Source organism: uncultured Sphingomonas sp. (assembly GCF_964237155.1).
Classification (GTDB): Bacteria; Pseudomonadota; Alphaproteobacteria; order Sphingomonadales; family Sphingomonadaceae; genus Sphingomonas.
In genome coordinates this window covers 59,337-76,907 of the sequence record NZ_CAXSHH010000006.1, presented here as the reverse complement: position 1 = coordinate 76,907, position 17,571 = coordinate 59,337, and the positions used below count along the sequence as shown (strand labels likewise).

Here is a 17,571-nt window from a genome sequence, read left to right as displayed (position 1 = left end):
GCGAGCACGCTGTCGGGACCGACATAGGGCGAGTAGACGAAGTAGCGGCTACCTCCATGCTCGAAGACAGTCCCGTCGATCCCCGGCCGCGCCGTGTTCACCCGGCCTCGGTCGACCCAACGACCTGACAGCGGGTCCTCGCCGGCATTCTCCAGCACGAAGACCCCGCGATGGTCGTCATCGTCGTGATCGCTCGCCGCGGCGGAGTAGTAAATGTACCACTTGCCGTCGGCGCGGTGGAGCTCGGGAGCCCAGATCGACTGGGCGTTAGCTCCACGCGTCGGCGGGGTCCAGATCGTCACCTCCGGCGCTTCGGCCAAACGTGCGATGTCGCGCGTGCGGCGGATCGCCAAACGATCGCCGAGAGTATGCATATAATAATAGTGGTCACCCACCCTCGTGATCCAAGGATCGGGTCCGGATGCGAGTAGCGGGTTACTGAACATGTGCGTCTTCGGAGATGCGGAGGCGACCGAGCCGGGTACCATCGCGTTGGAGGCACAACCGCTCAGGGTCAATACAACCCCGACCTGGGACAGCAGCGTTACCCAGCGACCCTTGAATTTCACGTTCTGCTCTCCCCTCGAAAAGCGCGCTCCTGAGACCGGGAAATGAGAGGATGAGAGGACCGGCTATCTGGAAATGTCGTGTCGACGTGCATGCTCCGTCCCTCTTACCTGATGTAAACACTCTGACGAGGAAGACGTCCGAGCGCCCTCGACCCGTACTCTGCCGACAAGTCCGCCGATGTTGGAGCAGTCGTGAGTGGCACCTGCACTCCGGATTGACGATTTCCCACTGGTTGCCTCAGTCCCGCCGATAGACGCTCCCCCTTTTTGAATGAGCATGTTCATGGAGTTGGACTGGCGACCCTCGGCCTGCTCGATGGCTGTCCGACTAGGCCGCCGCGCCCCTAGCTCCACTTTTTCAATGCATGCGGATCATCACCGTCGGCTACGAAAGCGCGACCCTGGCCGACATACGCGCGATGTCGCTCTCGCGCCGACCAAGCCTGTCCAAAAACGTCTTGGCGGGCGGATCGCGCGAGGCCGGAATCGACCACGTTGAACGGAAAACGCTGGGTTCGCCGAAGACGGGCCGGGACACCACGCGCTGCGGCGACCATGCCATGCTCGATGGCGGCCATGCCGAGTAGCTTGAGCTGCTCCAACCGTTGTTGCAAAGCGCGGCCCGAGCCTCGTTATCTTGCATAACGACCCGTATGGGGTAGCGTCAACGAGCCACACGTTAGAGGATCGATGTTCATGATCCTGCTCGCCGGTGCGCTCTGTGGCGATGTCTGGCTGCGGCGCGAAGCTGTGATCTGGCCGGTCCGTTGATGAGTACGGGACGGCGCACGGCTCGTTCGCGCACCCGCTGAGCATGTCGGCCTAAGGGCTTGCTTCACCGTCAAGCCGCAGCAACGCTCGGTTTGCCGTCGCGCTCGCCAAGTCGGCGGCGGCTAGGGCGGCCCTGGCCTGGGCGTCGAGCGCTCGTACGCGGGCGTCCGTGGCGGCCTCCTCGCGCAGGTTGAGCACGAAGAAGTCGCTGGCGCCGAGCTGGAACCGCCGTCGTTCCGCAGCGGCCATGCGGTCCGCAAGCTCGGCCTCCTGCGCGGCGAGCGTCGCCGTCCGCTCCGCCCCGTCGACCGCGATGACGATGCCACGCACCTCCACCGCGATCTGGTCGGTGATCAGGCGTTCGCGCATGCGTAGTCCTTCGATCTCGGCGCGGACCTCGGCGATGCGGCCTTTGGCCTGACGGCGCTGGAGCGGGACGGAGAAGCGCACGCCCGCGATCGCCTCCTCGCCATTTCGCGAACGCCCGCCAAGCCCGGTGCCGCCGATGTCGTAGGCAAGCTCGCCACGCAGGTCGAGCCGGGGCTTGAGCTCGTTCTCGGCGAGCGCCAGCCTGACCAGCGACTGGTCGACACGTGCGCCCGCCGTGCGCAGGTCCGGTCGGTCGACGGGTCCGACCGGTCGCGACGCCCGGAACTCGGGCAGGCTCGCCGGCAGACGGTCCGGCGTCGGCGTGGCTCGTCCGCCCTCATCATCGCGCAGGAAAAACGACAGTGCGTTGGCGGCCGCCTCGAACTCCTGCTCGGTCCGGACCACCAGAGTGCGGCGGCGGACGATGTTCTGCTCGTTCTCGGTCAGAAGGATCTGTGGCCGCGCGCCGAGTTCGACCTGCCGCGCGATGCCGCCGCGGCGCGTCTCCGCCAAGGTCAAAAGCGATCCGTAGACGCGCAGGCGCAGGCCCGCCGCGACCCAGTTCTGGTAGGCGGTGATCGCGCGACCCTGGACGCCGATCGCCACCATCTCGCGCTCGAGCCGCGCTACATCGATGTCCCCCGCCGCGATCGCCGTACGGCCGCGTCGCTCGTCGATCGCGCGATCGCGCAACAGCGAGAACAACCCGCCTATCTTCAACTCGCCCAGTCGATCGGTGTAGGCCCGATCCTCATAAATGGGGAACGCGCCCCGCGAGACGCGGTAGCCGCCATACAGCTGGCCGCCATTGCCCGTCAGCGGCCGCGTCGCCCGGCCCTCGGCGTCGGTCCCATCATAGAAGCCGGCGACCCGGCTCCGGGCATCGACATCGAACACGGTGTCGAACGCGCCCTCGGCGCTGAGAGCGCGCCCCTCGGCCTGCCGGACCCGCGTGAGCGCCTCGACCACCTGCGGCGCATGCGCGGCGGACGAGCGCAGCACCTCGTCCAACAGAAGCGGAGGCGCCTCCTGCGCCATGACCGGCGCCGGCAACGGGATCAGCAGGGCGAGTACCATGAGGATGCGGGCGATCACTTCGCCTTGCCCGCCTTCAGCACGTCCGCGTCCTCGTCCTTTGCAGCCGCTCCCTCCGCCTGGTTCCACGGCTGGCCGAACTCGAGCGGGAAATCGTTCAACTGCCGCCAGAGTTCGTACCCGACCGACACCGTCTCCATCTGAACCCAGCCGCGGACCTTTGCGCCCAGCCGGGCGAAGCGCCGGTCGGGCCAGCCGGGTTTGCCAGGCATCGGTTCCACCAAAAGCCGGAACAGCCCGGATGGACCCACGGTCGGGTCGATCCCGCGTACCCGGCCGTCGAACAGGCCCTGCGCCACCGACGGCCAGCCGCTGAACTGTATGGCGGGCCAGCCCTCGAACTCTAGCCGGACCGGCTGATCGATGCGGACCAGCGCTACGTCACGGCCGTCCACGAACAGCTCAACCGCACGCTCGACACGCTCGGGCGCGACCACGGCAAGCACCGTGCCAGGCGACACCAGCGCGCCGCCCGCCGCAGCGTTCAGTTCTTGGATGCGCCCGTCGCGCGGCGCGCGCACCATCTGCGCCGATTGGCGGTTAAGCTGGACGTCGATCCGGTTGAGCTTGGCGCGCGCTTCCGCCAGCTTGGCCGTGCTGTCCGCCACCTTGATCTGCGCCTGTTCCAGGTCGCGACGCGCGACCAGCCCCTCAGCGAGCAATTGACGGGTGCGGCCGACGTCTATGTCCGCCACCGATTGACCTTGGCGCACGGCCGCGATCTCCGCCTCTACCTGCGCGCGTTCGGCTCCGAGCCGCGAAAGCAGGCCTGGGTCGACATCGACCACGCGCGCGATCGGGTCGCCCCGGTCCACATGTTGGCCGTCCCGGACGTACCATCGCTCGACCCGACCCGCGATCAGCGCGGACACGTCCTGGTTGCGGTCGCCGGGATCGAGCGCCGCGACCTGCCCGTCGCCGATCGCGGTCTGCACCCACGGCATGTAGACCATGATGACGGCCGACAGCGCGACACCGATCGCGATCATCCAGGCGAGCGCCACGGCGATCCGGGGCGGACGCATTCGCGCCAACGTCGGGAAGTGCGAGAGGTGGTCAGGCCGGTACGGCATGCGCGCCCTCCCGTCGCCGGATGAAAGCGTCCAGTTCCGCCAGGCTTGCAAAGCGGGGCTGCGCATCCCGGCCGAGATGCATCCAACCGTCCAGCGCGAACGCGCCCGGACGGCCCGTGCAGAGCAGGACGGTGGTGCTCGATTCCTGCATCCGGCGCAGCGCGTCGGCCAGCCTCTCGGTCGGCATCACGTCGAACAACGGCGACAGCACCAGCACCCGGGGACGCGCGAGCAGCGCATTGGCGAGCTTCAGCTCCATGACCTCGCCAACCGTCAAGGGCCAGCCCGACGAGGCCAAGGACGTGTCCAGCCCGTCGGCCAGGCTGGTGATGCGCCCGCCGAGACCCACGGCATCGAGCGCGTCGAGCATCGCCGCGGCGGTCGCGCCGGGCGCGGCGAGCGACAGGTATTCCCGGATCGTGACCTCCACGATGGTCGGCCGGTCGAGGACGATGACCTCCGACCGCAGCAGGTACATGTCGAGCCCGCCCAGATCCGATCCGCCGACGGTCACCAATCCGTGCTCGGGCAAGGCGTGGCGCTTCAGCAGCCGCGCCAGCGAGCGGTCCATGCCGGGTTCGGGAACGGTAACCAGCCGCTCGCCGGGTGCGAGCGCGAAATCGAAACGCGCACCCTCCAGCGTGACCTCGCGTAGGCGGACCGACCCGTCGCGGGGCCCCGCTCCGCCCGCCACAGGCACACTTTCCTGGGGTATGGCGAACAGCAGCGACAACTCTTCGGCGGAAGCGACCAGGTCGTAGAAGGTGTCAAGATACCAGCCGAGCTGCGATATGCCGTAGAACACGCCCGAAAGGATCAGTTCGGCCGCGACGAGTTGCCCGACCGACAGCTCGCCCGCGAGGATCAGGTTGCCCCCGAGCGCGAGCAGCGCCGCCGACGCCAGCGCGTAAAGCAAAAGGCAGCTGAGGGTCTGGGCGAAGCTGTAACGGAAATAGCGCCGGTGCCGGTCTACATAGGTGGCGGTCATCGCCTCCGACCGATCCATCGCGAACCCCAGATGCCTGCTCGATTTGTAGAAGCCGTTGGAGCCGCCGACGCTCTCGATCCAGCGGGCGGTGTCGTGCTTGGCGTGGGACAGCGCCACCGCCGCGGTTAGCGAGCCCCGCGACCAGGTCATCCAAACCAGCAGTAGCGCCAGCAGCAGGATCACGTTGAACGCCAGGAAGAACGGATGGTAGAAACTGGTCACCGCCAGGCCGACCGCGGATTGGAGGACGATCGTGAAACCGCCGATAAGCAGGCTCGGCACCGCCTTCTGCACCACACCCAAGTCGAAATATCGGTTGAACAGGTCGCTGCGCCCGGCATCGCCGAAAAAGGGATCACGCGCATGGACCGCGCGCACCGTGATTTCCGCCACCACGCGCGCGAACACCCGCTGCTCGAACAGCGCCATTAGGTGGACGCGGAACGCGCTGAGCATCGCGACCAGAAGCAAAAGCCCGAACAGCACGCCCGACAGGGTCCATAACGGCGCGGGCAGCGCGGTGTGCGCCACGCTGTTGATGAGAAGCTGGACCGATATCGGCGTCGCCAGCGACAGGAGGCTGATCGCGACACCGTACACCGCGGCCAGTCGCAGATAGGCCGCGTCGGGTCCGACGATCTCGGCCAGCCAGCGCGCCGCATCCCGCAATCCGACCCGCTGTGCTGTCGCCATCGATCGTCCCAATCCCCACGCGCACGACGGCGTCGCGAACTGGGCTTCTATCGGCGCGTGGTCGCGCCGGGCCAATCGATAGCGTTGCCGGATGGCGACAGTCTATGGTTATACCCCGACATGCCCACGCTCCGGCAACTCGAATATCTCGTGACGCTCGCGGACACCGGGTCGTTCGCGCAGGCCGCGCGCCTCGCGAATGTCTCCCAACCAGCGCTGAGCCAACAGGTGAAGGCGTTGGAGGATCGGCTCGGCGTCAAGCTGCTCGACCGCTCTACGACCGGCGCGATCCTGACACCGATCGGCCGGAGCGTGGTGGCGAAGGCGCGTAAGGTCCTGGGCGAGGTGCACGACATCGAGGCACTTGCCAAGAGCGCCGCGACCGGACTGACCGGCACGCTCCGGCTGGGCACCACCCCCACGCTCGGGCCCTATTTGCTGTCGCCGATCATCGCCGAACTCCACCGCGTGGCACCCGGGTTGCGGCTTTATGTCCGTGAGGGAATTCCTGACGCACAAGCTTTGGCTTTGTCCCGCGGCGACTTGGACGTGCTGTTGGGTCCGTTGCCGATCGCAGGCGACGACTTGGAGATCGAGCCGTTATTCCGCGAACCTCTCCATCTTGTCAGCGCGGTCGACGGCGAGCTCGCGACGGGTCGCGTAGTCGAGGCGGACGCACTGGCCGGACAAACGCTGCTGTCGCTCGACACGCGCCATCACCTGCACCGCCAGACGAGCGAGATCGCCGCCCATTACCGCATGTCGCTCAGCCCCGACTATGAAGGGACCAGCCTTGACAGCCTCCACCAGATGGTCGCCAGTGGGCTGGGATTGACTGTGCTGCCCGCCCTGTATCTCGCCTCGGATGTCGGCGGTTCGGCGGGACTTGCGATCCTCGATGTCGTCGATTGGAAGGCGCATCGCTCGATCGCGCTGGCGTGGCGGCGCGGGTCGAGCACCGAAGCGGGTTTGCGTGTGGTCGCCGATCACGTTCGTGAGTCCGGCCGACGAACGCTGACGAGCAGCCGGTCGTAGCCGAAACGTGCATAGCCGAAGCTGTTCGATCCTCGCTCGGGATCCTAAACGGCTAAGCTTTTACCTATCCTCTCTATAGGTTCACTCTTGTTCCGTCCAATCTCGTGAATGTCTCGTTATCGGGAGCGCGTATCGGGCAGCGGACATAGGCGACCGCTCGAGCGATGGTGGGGCTCGGCGACCTCGGCCATGGTTCCAGCCGAGCCTTGAGGTCGATCGGTCGCGGCTTGCAGCACGGCGCTGGCGGCTTCGAGCGGGCGGTCCAGCTCGAGCTCCTGCATGACCGCGACGGCATCCTCGAGTCCGGCGCCGCAGTAGGTCGGCACGCCACGCGCTTCGATGTCAGCGAGCAACGCGCCTTCCGGGCCGGATCGGCACGAACCGTCCACGCCGCGGATAAGGACGCCCGCCACGCGCCGGCCGAAGTCCTCGACTAGCATGGCGGCCAGCTTATGCGCGTCGTGGCCCGCATCGATCAGCTGGTCGGCGTCGATGCTATAATCCTTCAGGAACATCGGGCCATGGGGGGGGGATCCCGTTCAGCTCATGAACTCGGTGAGGAAGCCGTATAGACTCCAGGGCCAGGAAGACACGTAGAAGAAGGGCCGGCCCGGCGCGCGGTGATCGACGGCGATCGTCTTGTACAAGGTGGCCGCTCCCGGGACCGCCAGCCGATTGCCGGGTTGATCGATCAGCACGCGCCGCCAGTTCTTCAGTAAGTCGGTCGCGCCCGTCTCGACGACCGTGTCGTCGATGTCGGATATGATGCCCCGGTTCAGGTTGGCTCCCAGCGCTAGTACCGGCACGGTGATGTCGGCCTATTGCGCCTCGCGATCCGGTTGTGGAGAATGGCCCGCTCCCACGCCGTCGCCGCGGGCAAAGGCGTGCAACGGCCAGGTCGAAGGTGAAATTCCATGACGGTGGTCAAGCTCTGACCATAGCCGTCCATCCGGACGGCGACGCCCGGCAGTTCGTCGCTGTCGTGGATGGCCAGCATCGCGCGGAGCCGATTCCATGTCCCGACCGCCCTGATCAGCCCCGGCGCGAACCGGACAATGCGCCGCCCTTATGCGCACCGTTTCACCCGTACGGTAGCCGGCATAGGCGAACACCCGGACGCGCTCCTCGTGACTCGTGACCTTTGCCATCCGCGATCAGGTTTGCAAGGCGGTCAAGATCGCGTTCGACATCGTCCGGCGGTTCGACCCTCCTCCGGTCAGGAGCGCGGCGCATCGGGTCTATCGGGGCTCCCGCGTCGGCTCCGGCCGGTTCTCGATCCTGCACGACGTAACGACCGTGAACTAATTATAGTCGAGAGCTGCCGATGCTGGACATATCATCGCCCACAGCGACAAAGCATCGCACGTTGCCGCCCTCTCGCAATCGATCTACTTTGATCAGGCCATTCGGAGGAAAGCGCCATGCCCATCAAGGTCAACGGGTCGCCCGTGCCGCTGCCGAGCGATCCTCGCGTGTCGCTCCTCGACCTGCTTCGTGAGCAGCTCCACTTGCCCGGCACGAAGAAGGGGTGTAACCAGGGCGCATGCGGCGCCTGCACGGTGCTGGTGGACGGGGAGCGGATCGTCTCCTGTCTCGCGCTCGCGGTGCAGTATGACGGGCGCGAGGTCGTCACGGTCGAAGGCTTGGTGGAAAACGGCGTGCTGCACCCATTGCAGGGGGCGTTCGTGGAGCATGACGGGTTCCAATGCGGATACTGCACTCCCGGCCAGATCTGCTCGGCCATCGGCATGGCGACCGAGATCGGGCGAGGCGTGCCGAGCCACGTGACCGTCGACCTGTCGACGGACGTGATCACCCTCGACCGGGACGAGTTGCGCGAGCGGATGAGCGGCAATCTGTGCCGGTGCGGCGCGCATAACGGGATCGTCGACGCGATCCTGGAGGTTTATGCGGAGGCGGCCGAATGACACCCTTCAGCTTCGAACGGGCGAGCAACGCCGGTCATGCCCTCCAACTCGCGGGCATGGCCGGCACCAAATATCTAGGCGGCGGCACCAACCTCGTCGATCTGATGCGCGAGACGGTCGAGCGACCGCGCACGCTGGTCGACGTGACCGGCCTGTCGACGGCGATCGAGGAGACGGCGGCAGGCGGGCTGTTGATCGGCGCGGCGGCAACGAACACCGCCCTGGCCGAGCACCGGGTCGTCAGGACGCGCTATCCGGTGCTCGCCCGCTCGGTCCTGGCCGGCGCGAGCGCGCAGATCCGCAACATGGCGACGGTCGGCGGCAACTTGCTCCAGCGGACGCGCTGCGCCTATTTCTACGACACGAACGGATCGCGCTGCAACAAGCGCCGACCCGGCCAGGGCTGCGACGCGATCGACGGCTTTAACCGGATCCACGCGATCCTGGGCGCGTCACCGTACTGCGTCGCCACGCATCCGTCGGACATGTGCGTCGCGCTCGCCGCGCTCGATGCGACCGTTCACCTGAGATCGTCGACCGGAACGCGGACGCTGCCCCTGACCGAACTGCACCGGCTGCCCGGCGACCATCCCGAGATCGACACGGTTCTGGAGCCCGGCGAGCTCATCACCGCGATCGAGCTGCCCGCCCTGCCGCTCGCCGCGCGCTCGACCTATCGCAAGGTCCGCGACCGCGCGAGCTATGCCTTCGCGCTAGTGTCGGTGGCGGCGGCGCTGGAAGTTCGGGCCGGCGAGGTCGCCGACATCCGGCTCGCGCTCGGCGGCGTCGCGCACAAGCCCTGGCGCGCGTCCCGGGCCGAAGCGGCGCTGCGCGGCGGACCTGCGACCCCCGAGGCGTTCCGTGCCGCCGCGGAGATCGAGCTCGCCGGGGCGGAGCCGCTGCGCGACAACGGGTTCAAGGTCGAGCTGGCGAAACGGACGATCACGGCCGTGTTGGTCGAGCTGACGGGAGCGGGCGCATGAAGGTCGTCGAGGACGTCAAACAAGCGGTTCAAGGTACCGCGCAGGCCGTCATGCAGAAGGCCGTCCAGCTCGCGCCCGACAGCTGGATGCCTGGCGGCCGGCCCGATCCGCTCATCCGCACTCGGCACGGCCATATCGGCCGGTCCATCTCGCGGCTGGACGGCGCGATCAAGGTTCGCGGGGAGGCGCCGTTCGCCGCCGAGTTCCCGCTGGACGGGATGCTCTATGCAGCGCTCGTGTTCAGCACGATCGCAAAGGGCCGGATCGCGGTGCTGGACACCGCGGCCGCCGAGGCCGGGCCGGGCGTCGAGCTGGTGATGACCTACCGCAACGCGCCGCGGATGGCGCCGATGCCGCTGTTCATGACCTCCGAGAAGGCGTGCGGCGGCAATGACCTGCCCGTGATGCAGGACGGCCGCGTGTACTGGAACGGCGAGCCGATCGCCCTGGTGCTGGCCGACACGCAGGAACAGGCGGATCACGCGGCGTCGCTGGTGCGCATCGAATACGACGCCGAGCCCGCCGTCACCGCGATGGCGGAGGCCAAGGCCAACGGAACCGAGCCGGGCCTCTTCATGGGCCAGCCGCTCAAGCTCGAGATCGGCGACGCGGACGAGGCATTCGCCGCCGCGCCGTACGCGGTCGACAATATCTACACGACGCCGCGTCACAGCCACAACGCGATCGAGCTGCACGCCGCCACCGTCGCTTGGGTGGGCGATACGCTGCGCGTCCACGATGCGTCGCAAATGGTGGCGCACACCGCCTGGTCGCTGGGGCACATGTTCGGCATCGACGAGAGCAAGGTGCATGTGTCCTCGCCCTTCGTCGGGGGCGGGTTCGGCAGCAAGGGGCTTTGGCAGCATCAGGTGCTCGCCGCCGCCGCGTCCAAGCTGGCCGACCGCCCGGTCCGGCTGATGCTATCGCGCGAGGGGGTATACCGCATCGTCGGCGGCCGCACCGTGAGCGAGCAGCGCGTGGCGATCGGCGCGCAGGATGACGGCCGTTTCGACGCGGTCATCCACACGGGCACCGTGGCGATGAGCCATCACAACGTCCTGCCCGAGCCTTTCGTCGTTGGCACCCGCAGCGCCTACGCTGCGGGCAGTTTCAAGCTGGATGTCGAGATCGCGTATATCGACATGGTCGCCAACACCTTCATGCGCGCGCCGGGCGAGGCGGTCGGCACCTTCGCGTTGGAAAGCGCGATCGACGAGTTGGCCGTCGCGATGGGCATGGACCCGATCGAACTGCGTCTGCGGAACGAGCCGGACAAGGATCCGACGACGGGCGCGCCCTTCTCGTCGCGTGAGATCGAGAAGGCGTACCGCGACGGTGCCGAGCGGTTCGGCTGGGCCGAGCGCGACGCCCCCGGAGCCCGCCGCGAGGGCGAGTGGCTGATCGGCACCGGCGTCGCGACCGCCACCTACCCCTATTACCGGATGCCCGGCGGTGCCGCGCGGATCACACTCAGCCGCGAGGGTCACGCGACGGTCGACATCGCCGCGCACGACATGGGGATGGGCACCGCGACCGCGCAGACCCAGATCGCCGCCGACCGGCTCGGGCTGCCGATGGAGCAGGTGAACTTCCGGTACGGCGACAGCACGCTGCCGGGCGTGGTGATGGCCGGCGGGTCGCAGCAGACCGCCGCCATCGGCGCGTCGGTGCTCGCGGCGCACCGGGCGCTGGTGACCGAGCTCCTGAAGCTCGCGGGCAACGACTCTCCTCTCGCCGGGCTCGACGTGGACGATGTCGGTAGCGTGGACGGCGGCCTCGCCAAGCTCGACGAGCCGGCGCGGCACGAAAGCTACGGCTCGATCCTGTCGCGCGCTCAGCGCGACGAGCTGGTGGTGGAGGCGACCCCGCCCGCGCCGCTCGAGACGACCCACTGGTCGATGCACTCGCACGGCGCGATGTTTTGCGAGGTGCGGGTAAACGCGGTCACGGGCGAGCTGCGCGTCAGCCGTTTCCTAGGCTCGTTCGACTGCGGGCGCATCATCAATCCCAAGACCGCGGCCAGCCAGTTCCGGGGCGGCATCATCATGGGGCTGGGCATGGCGTTGATGGAGGAAACGCAGTTCGACGAGCAGAGCGGCCGCATCATGAACCCCAGCCTCGCCGAATATCATGTCCCCGTGCACATGGACGTGCCCGAGATCGAGGTGATGTGGACCGACATCCCCGACCCGCACACCCCCATGGGCGCGCGTGGCGTCGGCGAGATCGGCATCACCGGAGTCGCCGCGGCGGTCGCGAACGCGGTCTACAACGCGACCGGCAAGCGCGTCCGCGATCTGCCCATCACGCTCGACAAGCTGCTTTGAGGCGCAGACTCAATGATGGACGATAGTCCATAAAGGACTCAATTCACCAGAACGACACAGAGGCGGATGTTGTTGGTACGTTTTCGGCTTTCTGAAAGCGGACGTCCGTTCAGCTCGATTCCATGGTTGCTCAGGCACCCCGTCGGGGCGGCTGAACGGTATGGCGTGATGAAGAGCGATCTGACGGCTTCGAAAACCAACATGGGCGAAAGCCGCTACTCGCTATGTCTGAGCTCGACTCATCGTATGAAGTACCCTGCCACCCTCCAGCCAGACCGATCACGAGCGAGAGTGATGGTCTCGACGACACTGCGTTTCCCGGCGAAACTCGTCTGAAATTGAATGACCTCGTACTCGCCAGCCGGAGCGCCAGGCAGCGAGTTGGTCTTCGTCACGTTCAGGAAGGTCCGAGACGCCATCTTCCCGAGTGGCTGCCTGACCGACTGGATCGTCGAGGTCCACTGCGACGCGGAAATCTGAGACTTGAACAGGGTAGTGGCCGTGCGCCAGCTCTCCTCCCAACTCTGGCGGTCAAGCAGGGCCAACCATTTGCGCGCCGAGTCCAAGCTCGCTGATGCGGACGCGTTTGCGGCCGTAGCAGTCGGAACAGATCTCTGTGCCTCCGATGGGGCGTTTCCGTAAAGCACGGACGAGAGGGCAACGACCACGATCAAGAGTGACATGATGAGCATTCCTCCACCGAACCAGGCAAGCCGATTGGTCGCGCTCTGTCGACCGCTCGCCTGCTCGAACGGATGCGCATCATCGGCTTCCTCAGGCACCCCTAAAAGCTTGTCCGTCGGATAATCGGGGGCACGTTGTTCCGCCTCGGCCAGAAGTCTCGCGGCTTCTCGGCTGCTTGAAACGTCGAGCTTCCTGCGTGCGTCCCGCAGCCGCTCGTTGATGGTATGGACCGACAATCCGAGTTGGCGCGCGATCGACTTGGCGTCATGTCCTCCGACGAGCAGCCGCAGCGTCTCCTTCTCTCGTTCGGTCAGGGTCAGGATGCCGTTGCGCATCGGAAAGCCGTCATCTGCTTCATGCCCATCGGGGTACGAGATCACAGCGCCACTTTCCATCGCCGGTTGACGGCGGTGACACCCCGTCGCGACATAGCCGATACCGAGATCGGAGCATAACGCCAGCCGATGGGATCGGAGTCGACCTTCGGTGACGGCCGAATCTGGGCGATCGCTGCCGATCCATCATAGGGTGGCAGGCCGCCGGCAGATCAAGACAACGCCGTGATCCACGCCTCGAGCGCAGGCGTATCGGCGATGTCGCCGGGGAATTCGCGCTGCGGTCGGACCGGCTCGTTGCTGCCGCGCGGCCGGCCGTGGTAAACCTTCATCGGCACGGAGATTGAACCCAGGCCGCTGGGTAGTCGATCGCTGCGTGTCTCCATATACAGCGTGTCGGCCGAGGTCTCCTGACCCGCGTGGATCGCGCCGAGCGCTCGCCATAGGTCGACGGCGTCCAAGCAGGCCGACATGCACGAGGAATCCGTGACGAGGTAAACGCGACCGCCGAGCTCCGGTCGGGTCGGCGTCAATTGGATCGGCCGGGGAGCCGCCTTGGTCGGTTCCGTCCAGGTCGCCTTGTCCGCCGCAAGGGCGGCACTCAGCCCCTTGATCGTCCGCTCGAACCACTGGCGAGACTCGCTCGACAGGGCTCCGCCCGTCGTCCGCTCACGAAAGGCGGATCGGATCGTTTCGAGGTTCGCGGCCGATGCGCGCCAAGTCACCGTCACCTTCGATGCCGGAGCCGCGGCGATGGTGCCGTCGCCCCAGAGCCTGCGCGCGATCTGGTACGACCAGTCCGACGACCCACCACCGTTGCCGCGAAGATCGAGAACGATCCGGGGCGCCTTGGCAAGCTCTTCGCGACGAGAGTCGATATCGTTCAACAGGGCCGTGAGCTGCCTGCCCGGCTCGCTTCCGGGATCGCCGTTGAAAGAGGGCAGGTCCAGCCACTGCGTCCTGTCGGCCAGCACCCGTCGCCCGACCGATCGCGGCATGGATTGCAGGGCGGTCTTCGCGAGCAGCGCCGACGGATCGGCGGCGCGCCAGTCCAGATCGACCGTTCGCGTGGTGCCGCCCACGTCGAAGGAGCAGCGTGCGGGGCGCATGACATAGGGATTGGCGGTGTTGGTGAAGGTCCAGCTTCCGAACAGATGGCGCTGAGAAAGGAGCGACCAGCGACCGACGATGGAGCCGACGAGCTCGGCCGACACCTGCTCGGCCGTCTTGCCGTCGCATCCGATCAGTCGCGCGCCGACCGGCACGGCCCCGCGTTCTTCCGCGGTGAAGACCCGCTGCTCGCCGTCCGCGTCATAGCGAGTGAGGAAGCCCGGCCAGCGATAATCTTCGGGCGTGTGGCCGAACATCCCGAACTCCACATGCCCGTCATCGAACGACGCGACGTACTGCCGCATGGCGTAGAAATAGTCGGCGAACGTCCTCGCCGTGCTCGCGCGTCGCAAGGCCCGAGCGAGTTCGGCATCGTTGCGACGCGCGAAGCCGGGATCACCGGGATTGAGCGGGCCCGGATGATTCGTCGCTATGTCGTCGTGGAGCGCGGCTGCGTCCATGCGGAGAGCGGCGCCCCAATCGCGATCACCCGCCGCCGTCGTCAGCGCCAGTCCAAGGAGCAAAGCCCGCATGCCGTTGAGCTATCAGCCGACCTCGACCGCCGCAACCACGTGCACGTGGTCGCGGCGACTGCTTTCGGCACATCGAACGCCCCGCGCCGCCGGGCGCGGTCGGTGACCGTCGCGTCGGAGCGACAAAGGTACATGCGCGGTCATCGCCGAGGGGCTTTGCCATCGGTGGCGAAGAAGAGCTTGTACCCCCATGCGGGCACCGCGATGCGAACCGGTCCGGTCATGTCGATCGTCAGGTCGCTGCCCTGGTCCTTCCACCGGCCGGTCTGCCCGGCCACCGTGAAGTTGGCGTTGCGCGGCTGCGCCGACAGGTTGAACACCGCCAGCATTCGATCGTCGCCCCGTTGACGAAGGAAGGACAGGACATGCGCCTGATCGTCGTTGACCACCTCGGCGATCGGTCCACCCCATGGCCGTGCCCACATCGCCGGATGTGCCTTGCGCAGGGCGAGAAGACGCCGATAAAGCTCGCCCTGCGGGTCCGTCCGCCATGCGATCGGATCGCGCTCGAACAGCTTGAGGCGGCGGCGGTTGCCGGCCTCCTGACCGTTGAACACCAGCGGCATGCCCTCGCTGGCGATCGACAGCGCGATCGCCGCATCGAGCGCGGGGCCGTAGCGTTCATATTCTGTGCCCTGCCAGCTGTTGGCGTCGTGGTTGCTGATATAGAGCATCCGCGCGGCGTTCCTGGGCCAGAAGCGCCCGTCCCAGGCATAATAGGCGCGCAGTTCGTCCATGCTGCCGCGCCCGGCGGCGATCGCCTCGATCGCCTTGGCCCACGACCACGCATAGGTGGTGTCGAACGCCTGGTAATGGAGATCACGGCTTTCCCACTCGCCCAGCATGAAGACGGGCTTGATCGCATCGAGTTCCGCGCGCGTCCGGTTCCAGAACGCCAGCGGCATCAGCCCGGCGGCGTCCGCGCGAAAGCCGTCGACCCCGCCCTCGCGGACCCAGAACGCCATCGCGTCGGTCATGTAGCGTTGTAGCCCCGGCGCGGCGTAATCGAACTCGACCACGTCGCGCCAATTGAAGAACGCGGGCGATCGCATCGCGCCGTCGGCCCCGCGTTCGTACCATTCGGGGTGCTGCGTCACCAGCGGATTGTCCCACGCGCTGTGATTGCCGACCCAGTCCAGGATCACCTTCAAGCCCTGCCCATGCGCCGCCGCGACGAACCGCTTAAGATCGTCCATGCTGCCATAGGCGGGATCGACCGCGCGGAAGTCACGCACGGCATAGGGGCTGCCCAGTGGCCCGGCGGGGCGTATCTTGCCGACCGGATGGATCGGCATCAGCCAGACGATGCCGATCCCCAGCGCCTTCAACCGCGGCAGGTGTCGCTGCGCCGCGGCCAGCGTTCCTTCCGGCGTGAAATGCCGCAGGTTCAGCTCGTAGATCGCCGCGTCCTTGACCCAATCGGGATGGGCGATGCCGTCGAACCGGGTGTCGCCGATGACCTGGGGCGTCGGCATGGGCGTCTGGGCAGGCGCACCGGTCGCGAACATCGCGAACGTCGCCAGCGCGCCGGCCAAGCGGCCGCGCATGAATATAGCATCCATCATACGTTCTCCTTGAATTGGACCGCTGCCCGGCAATGCCGCGCGATGAAATCCGCATGCGTCGGCATCCGCCCGACCTGGTCGGCGATGCCGGTCCGGATATTGTCTAGGAACTCGGCCAGCTTCCCGGGCGACAGCGCCTGCGACAGCGGCGAAACGTGACCCGGCACGATTCCCTGTCCGGTCATGACCTGGACCCAGCCGGGTTCGGTGAACAGCCCCTCGCCCTCACGAACGACGCGGCCGCCGGCGCGGAACTGCCGGATCTTTTCCGTCAGCGTTTCCGGCACGGCCATTTCGCGGCATCGCCGCCAGAACGCGCCGGACCGTTCGTTGGCATGGTAATGCAGGATCAGGAAGTCGCGGATGCCGTCATATTCGGCATCGGTCAGCCGATTATACGCATCGCGCGCGGCGGCGTCGTCACGGTCGCCGGGGAACAGGTCAAGCAAGCGTGCCACCGCCGACTGGACCATGTGTATGCTGGTCGATTCCAGCGGCTCCATGAACCCCGACGCCAGGCCCATGCCGATGACGTTGCGCTCCCAGAACCGCCGACGCTTGCCGGTAACGAAGCGAAGCGGCCGCGGATCACCGATCGGCACGCCGTCGAGATCGCCCAGCAACCGTGCCGCCGCCTCGTCGTCCGACAGATCGGCCGCCGCGTAGACCAGCCCGTTGCCGATTCGGTGCTGGAGGGGAATACGCCATTGCCATCCGACCGGACGCGCGGTCGCTCGCGTATAGGGGATCGGCGGCCCCGCCGGCTCACACGCGATCGCCATCGCGCGGTCACAGGGCAACCAATGCGACCAGTCGTCATATCCGACGCCCAGCGCCTCGCCGAGCAGTAGCGCGCGAAACCCCGAACAGTCGATGAAGAGATCGCCGGCGACGGCGCGGTCGCCATCGAGCCGTAGCGCGGCGATGTCGCCCCCCGTATCACGGTCGACCGCGACAACGCGGCCTTCGATCCGCTCGACGCCGGCCGCTTCGGCACCACGTCGCAAGAAGCCGGCGAGCAGCGTCGCGTCGAAATGATAGGCATAGGGCAGCATCGGCATGCGCTCGAACCGCGTCGCGCATGCCGCAACCGCGGTCGGGACGTAGGCGTCGAGCGATGCCGCCGCGCCGATCGCGCGGCCCCGCAGCCACAATTGATGGAATGGCACCACGCCCAGCGCCCGGCCAAGCGCGCCGAAGGCGTGCATGTAGCGGTACCCCGGCCGCCACCAGTCGACGAACTCGATCCCCAGCTTGAACGTCCCCTGTGTCGCCGCCAGCAGCTGGTCCTCGTCCAGCCCCAGGCCTTGCGTCAGGAACCGGATCTGCGGGATCGTCGCCTCACCGACCCCCACCGTTCCGATCGCGTCCGATTCGACCAGCCGGATGCGCGTCGTGCGCGGCACGAACCGGGCCAGCATGGCTGCGACGATCCACCCGGCGGTGCCGCCACCGAGGATCACGATCGTTCCCGTGCTCATCGATCGGCTCCCGACATCGACCGCCACCGGCA

General features: G+C 67.1%; 15 protein-coding genes. 5 read left to right on the top strand and 10 right to left on the bottom strand.

Annotation, left to right across the window (positions count from 1 at the left end):
• Nucleotides 1–488 (bottom strand): family 43 glycosylhydrolase (locus tag ACFE71_RS02875; RefSeq protein WP_375427310.1); only part of this gene is annotated, 488 nt, incomplete at its 3' end.
• 446 nt (nucleotides 489–934) lie between these two features.
• On the opposite strand from ACFE71_RS02875, the gene ACFE71_RS02870 reads away from it, so the two are divergent.
• Nucleotides 935–1,156, top strand: a complete 222-nt coding sequence (locus ACFE71_RS02870) for a DUF488 family protein (RefSeq protein WP_375427305.1) — start codon at nucleotides 935–937, stop codon at nucleotides 1,154–1,156.
• A gap of 235 nt (nucleotides 1,157–1,391) precedes the next feature.
• Here the strand turns inward: ACFE71_RS02870 and ACFE71_RS02865 are convergent, their stop codons facing one another.
• The 3 genes from ACFE71_RS02865 to ACFE71_RS02855 are packed head-to-tail and all read right to left on the bottom strand — an operon-like array spanning nucleotide 1,392 to nucleotide 5,558.
• Complete coding sequence (locus ACFE71_RS02865) at nucleotides 1,392–2,804, bottom strand: TolC family protein (RefSeq protein ID WP_375427304.1); 1,413 nt, start codon at nucleotides 2,802–2,804, stop codon at nucleotides 1,392–1,394.
• Nucleotides 2,801–3,877 (bottom strand): efflux RND transporter periplasmic adaptor subunit, encoded by a 1,077-nt coding sequence (locus ACFE71_RS02860; RefSeq protein WP_375427303.1) that lies wholly within the window; start codon nucleotides 3,875–3,877, stop codon nucleotides 2,801–2,803. The genes ACFE71_RS02865 and ACFE71_RS02860 overlap by 4 nt, the downstream gene beginning before the upstream one ends.
• On the bottom strand, nucleotides 3,861–5,558 hold the full coding sequence (locus ACFE71_RS02855; RefSeq protein ID WP_375427302.1) for an ABC transporter ATP-binding protein: 1,698 nt from the start codon (nucleotides 5,556–5,558) through the stop codon (nucleotides 3,861–3,863). Before ACFE71_RS02855 ends, ACFE71_RS02860 begins: the two co-directional genes overlap by 17 nt.
• 120 nt (nucleotides 5,559–5,678) lie before the next feature.
• On the opposite strand from ACFE71_RS02855, the gene ACFE71_RS02850 reads away from it, so the two are divergent.
• Nucleotides 5,679–6,593: a hydrogen peroxide-inducible genes activator gene (locus ACFE71_RS02850; protein ID WP_375427301.1), complete on the top strand. Its 915-nt coding sequence runs from the start codon at nucleotides 5,679–5,681 to the stop codon at nucleotides 6,591–6,593.
• Nucleotides 6,594–6,709: 116 nt separating this feature from the next.
• Here the strand turns inward: ACFE71_RS02850 and ACFE71_RS02845 are convergent, their stop codons facing one another.
• Nucleotides 6,710–7,108, bottom strand: coding sequence for a hypothetical protein (locus ACFE71_RS02845; protein WP_375427300.1), 399 nt, complete (start codon nucleotides 7,106–7,108; stop codon nucleotides 6,710–6,712).
• 24 nt (nucleotides 7,109–7,132) lie between these two features.
• Nucleotides 7,133–7,399, bottom strand: coding sequence for a phosphatase domain-containing protein (locus tag ACFE71_RS02840; protein WP_375427299.1), 267 nt, complete (start codon nucleotides 7,397–7,399; stop codon nucleotides 7,133–7,135).
• Nucleotides 7,400–8,014: 615 nt separating this feature from the next.
• On the opposite strand from ACFE71_RS02840, the gene ACFE71_RS02835 reads away from it, so the two are divergent.
• Genes ACFE71_RS02835 through ACFE71_RS02825 form a run of 3 tightly spaced genes read left to right on the top strand, consistent with a single transcriptional unit; the run spans nucleotide 8,015 to nucleotide 11,831 of the window.
• Nucleotides 8,015–8,521, top strand: coding sequence for a 2Fe-2S iron-sulfur cluster-binding protein (locus ACFE71_RS02835; RefSeq protein ID WP_375427298.1), 507 nt, complete (start codon nucleotides 8,015–8,017; stop codon nucleotides 8,519–8,521).
• Nucleotides 8,518–9,504, top strand: coding sequence for an FAD binding domain-containing protein (locus ACFE71_RS02830; RefSeq protein WP_375427297.1), 987 nt, complete (start codon nucleotides 8,518–8,520; stop codon nucleotides 9,502–9,504). Before ACFE71_RS02835 ends, ACFE71_RS02830 begins: the two co-directional genes overlap by 4 nt.
• Nucleotides 9,501–11,831 carry a xanthine dehydrogenase family protein molybdopterin-binding subunit gene (locus tag ACFE71_RS02825; RefSeq protein WP_375427296.1) on the top strand — a complete coding sequence of 777 codons (2,331 nt, stop codon included), beginning with the start codon at nucleotides 9,501–9,503 and terminating at the stop codon, nucleotides 11,829–11,831. Before ACFE71_RS02830 ends, ACFE71_RS02825 begins: the two co-directional genes overlap by 4 nt.
• A 239-nt stretch (nucleotides 11,832–12,070) precedes the next feature.
• On the opposite strand, the gene ACFE71_RS02820 is transcribed toward ACFE71_RS02825, so the two are convergent.
• The 4 genes from ACFE71_RS02820 to ACFE71_RS02805 all read right to left on the bottom strand — a co-directional run bounded on the left by ACFE71_RS02820 (nucleotide 12,071) and on the right by ACFE71_RS02805 (nucleotide 17,539).
• On the bottom strand, nucleotides 12,071–12,895 hold the full coding sequence (locus ACFE71_RS02820) for a DUF4019 domain-containing protein (protein ID WP_375427295.1): 825 nt from the start codon (nucleotides 12,893–12,895) through the stop codon (nucleotides 12,071–12,073).
• 167 nt (nucleotides 12,896–13,062) lie between these two features.
• Nucleotides 13,063–14,493: a S41 family peptidase gene (locus ACFE71_RS02815; protein WP_375427294.1), complete on the bottom strand. Its 1,431-nt coding sequence runs from the start codon at nucleotides 14,491–14,493 to the stop codon at nucleotides 13,063–13,065.
• 140 nt (nucleotides 14,494–14,633) lie between these two features.
• A complete protein-coding gene (locus tag ACFE71_RS02810; protein ID WP_375427293.1) occupies nucleotides 14,634–16,058 on the bottom strand; it encodes an alpha-amylase family glycosyl hydrolase in 1,425 nt (474 codons plus the stop codon).
• Complete coding sequence (locus ACFE71_RS02805) at nucleotides 16,055–17,539, bottom strand: tryptophan halogenase family protein (RefSeq protein WP_375427292.1); 1,485 nt, start codon at nucleotides 17,537–17,539, stop codon at nucleotides 16,055–16,057. The genes ACFE71_RS02810 and ACFE71_RS02805 overlap by 4 nt, the downstream gene beginning before the upstream one ends.
• Nucleotides 17,540–17,571: the final 32 nt, after the last annotated feature.

Coding starts and splice junctions, on each gene's coding strand:
- ACFE71_RS02870 (WP_375427305.1), top strand. CDS start 935: ATGCGGATCATCACCGTCGGCTACGAAAGCGCGACCCTGGCCGACATA.
- ACFE71_RS02860 (WP_375427303.1), bottom strand. CDS start 3,877: ATGCCGTACCGGCCTGACCACCTCTCGCACTTCCCGACGTTGGCGCGA.
- ACFE71_RS02855 (WP_375427302.1), bottom strand. CDS start 5,558: ATGGCGACAGCACAGCGGGTCGGATTGCGGGATGCGGCGCGCTGGCTG.
- ACFE71_RS02850 (WP_375427301.1), top strand. CDS start 5,679: ATGCCCACGCTCCGGCAACTCGAATATCTCGTGACGCTCGCGGACACC.
- ACFE71_RS02845 (WP_375427300.1), bottom strand. CDS start 7,108: ATGTTCCTGAAGGATTATAGCATCGACGCCGACCAGCTGATCGATGCG.
- ACFE71_RS02835 (WP_375427298.1), top strand. CDS start 8,015: ATGCCCATCAAGGTCAACGGGTCGCCCGTGCCGCTGCCGAGCGATCCT.
- ACFE71_RS02830 (WP_375427297.1), top strand. CDS start 8,518: ATGACACCCTTCAGCTTCGAACGGGCGAGCAACGCCGGTCATGCCCTC.
- ACFE71_RS02825 (WP_375427296.1), top strand. CDS start 9,501: ATGAAGGTCGTCGAGGACGTCAAACAAGCGGTTCAAGGTACCGCGCAG.
- ACFE71_RS02815 (WP_375427294.1), bottom strand. CDS start 14,493: ATGCGGGCTTTGCTCCTTGGACTGGCGCTGACGACGGCGGCGGGTGAT.
- ACFE71_RS02810 (WP_375427293.1), bottom strand. CDS start 16,058: ATGATGGATGCTATATTCATGCGCGGCCGCTTGGCCGGCGCGCTGGCG.
- ACFE71_RS02805 (WP_375427292.1), bottom strand. CDS start 17,539: ATGAGCACGGGAACGATCGTGATCCTCGGTGGCGGCACCGCCGGGTGG.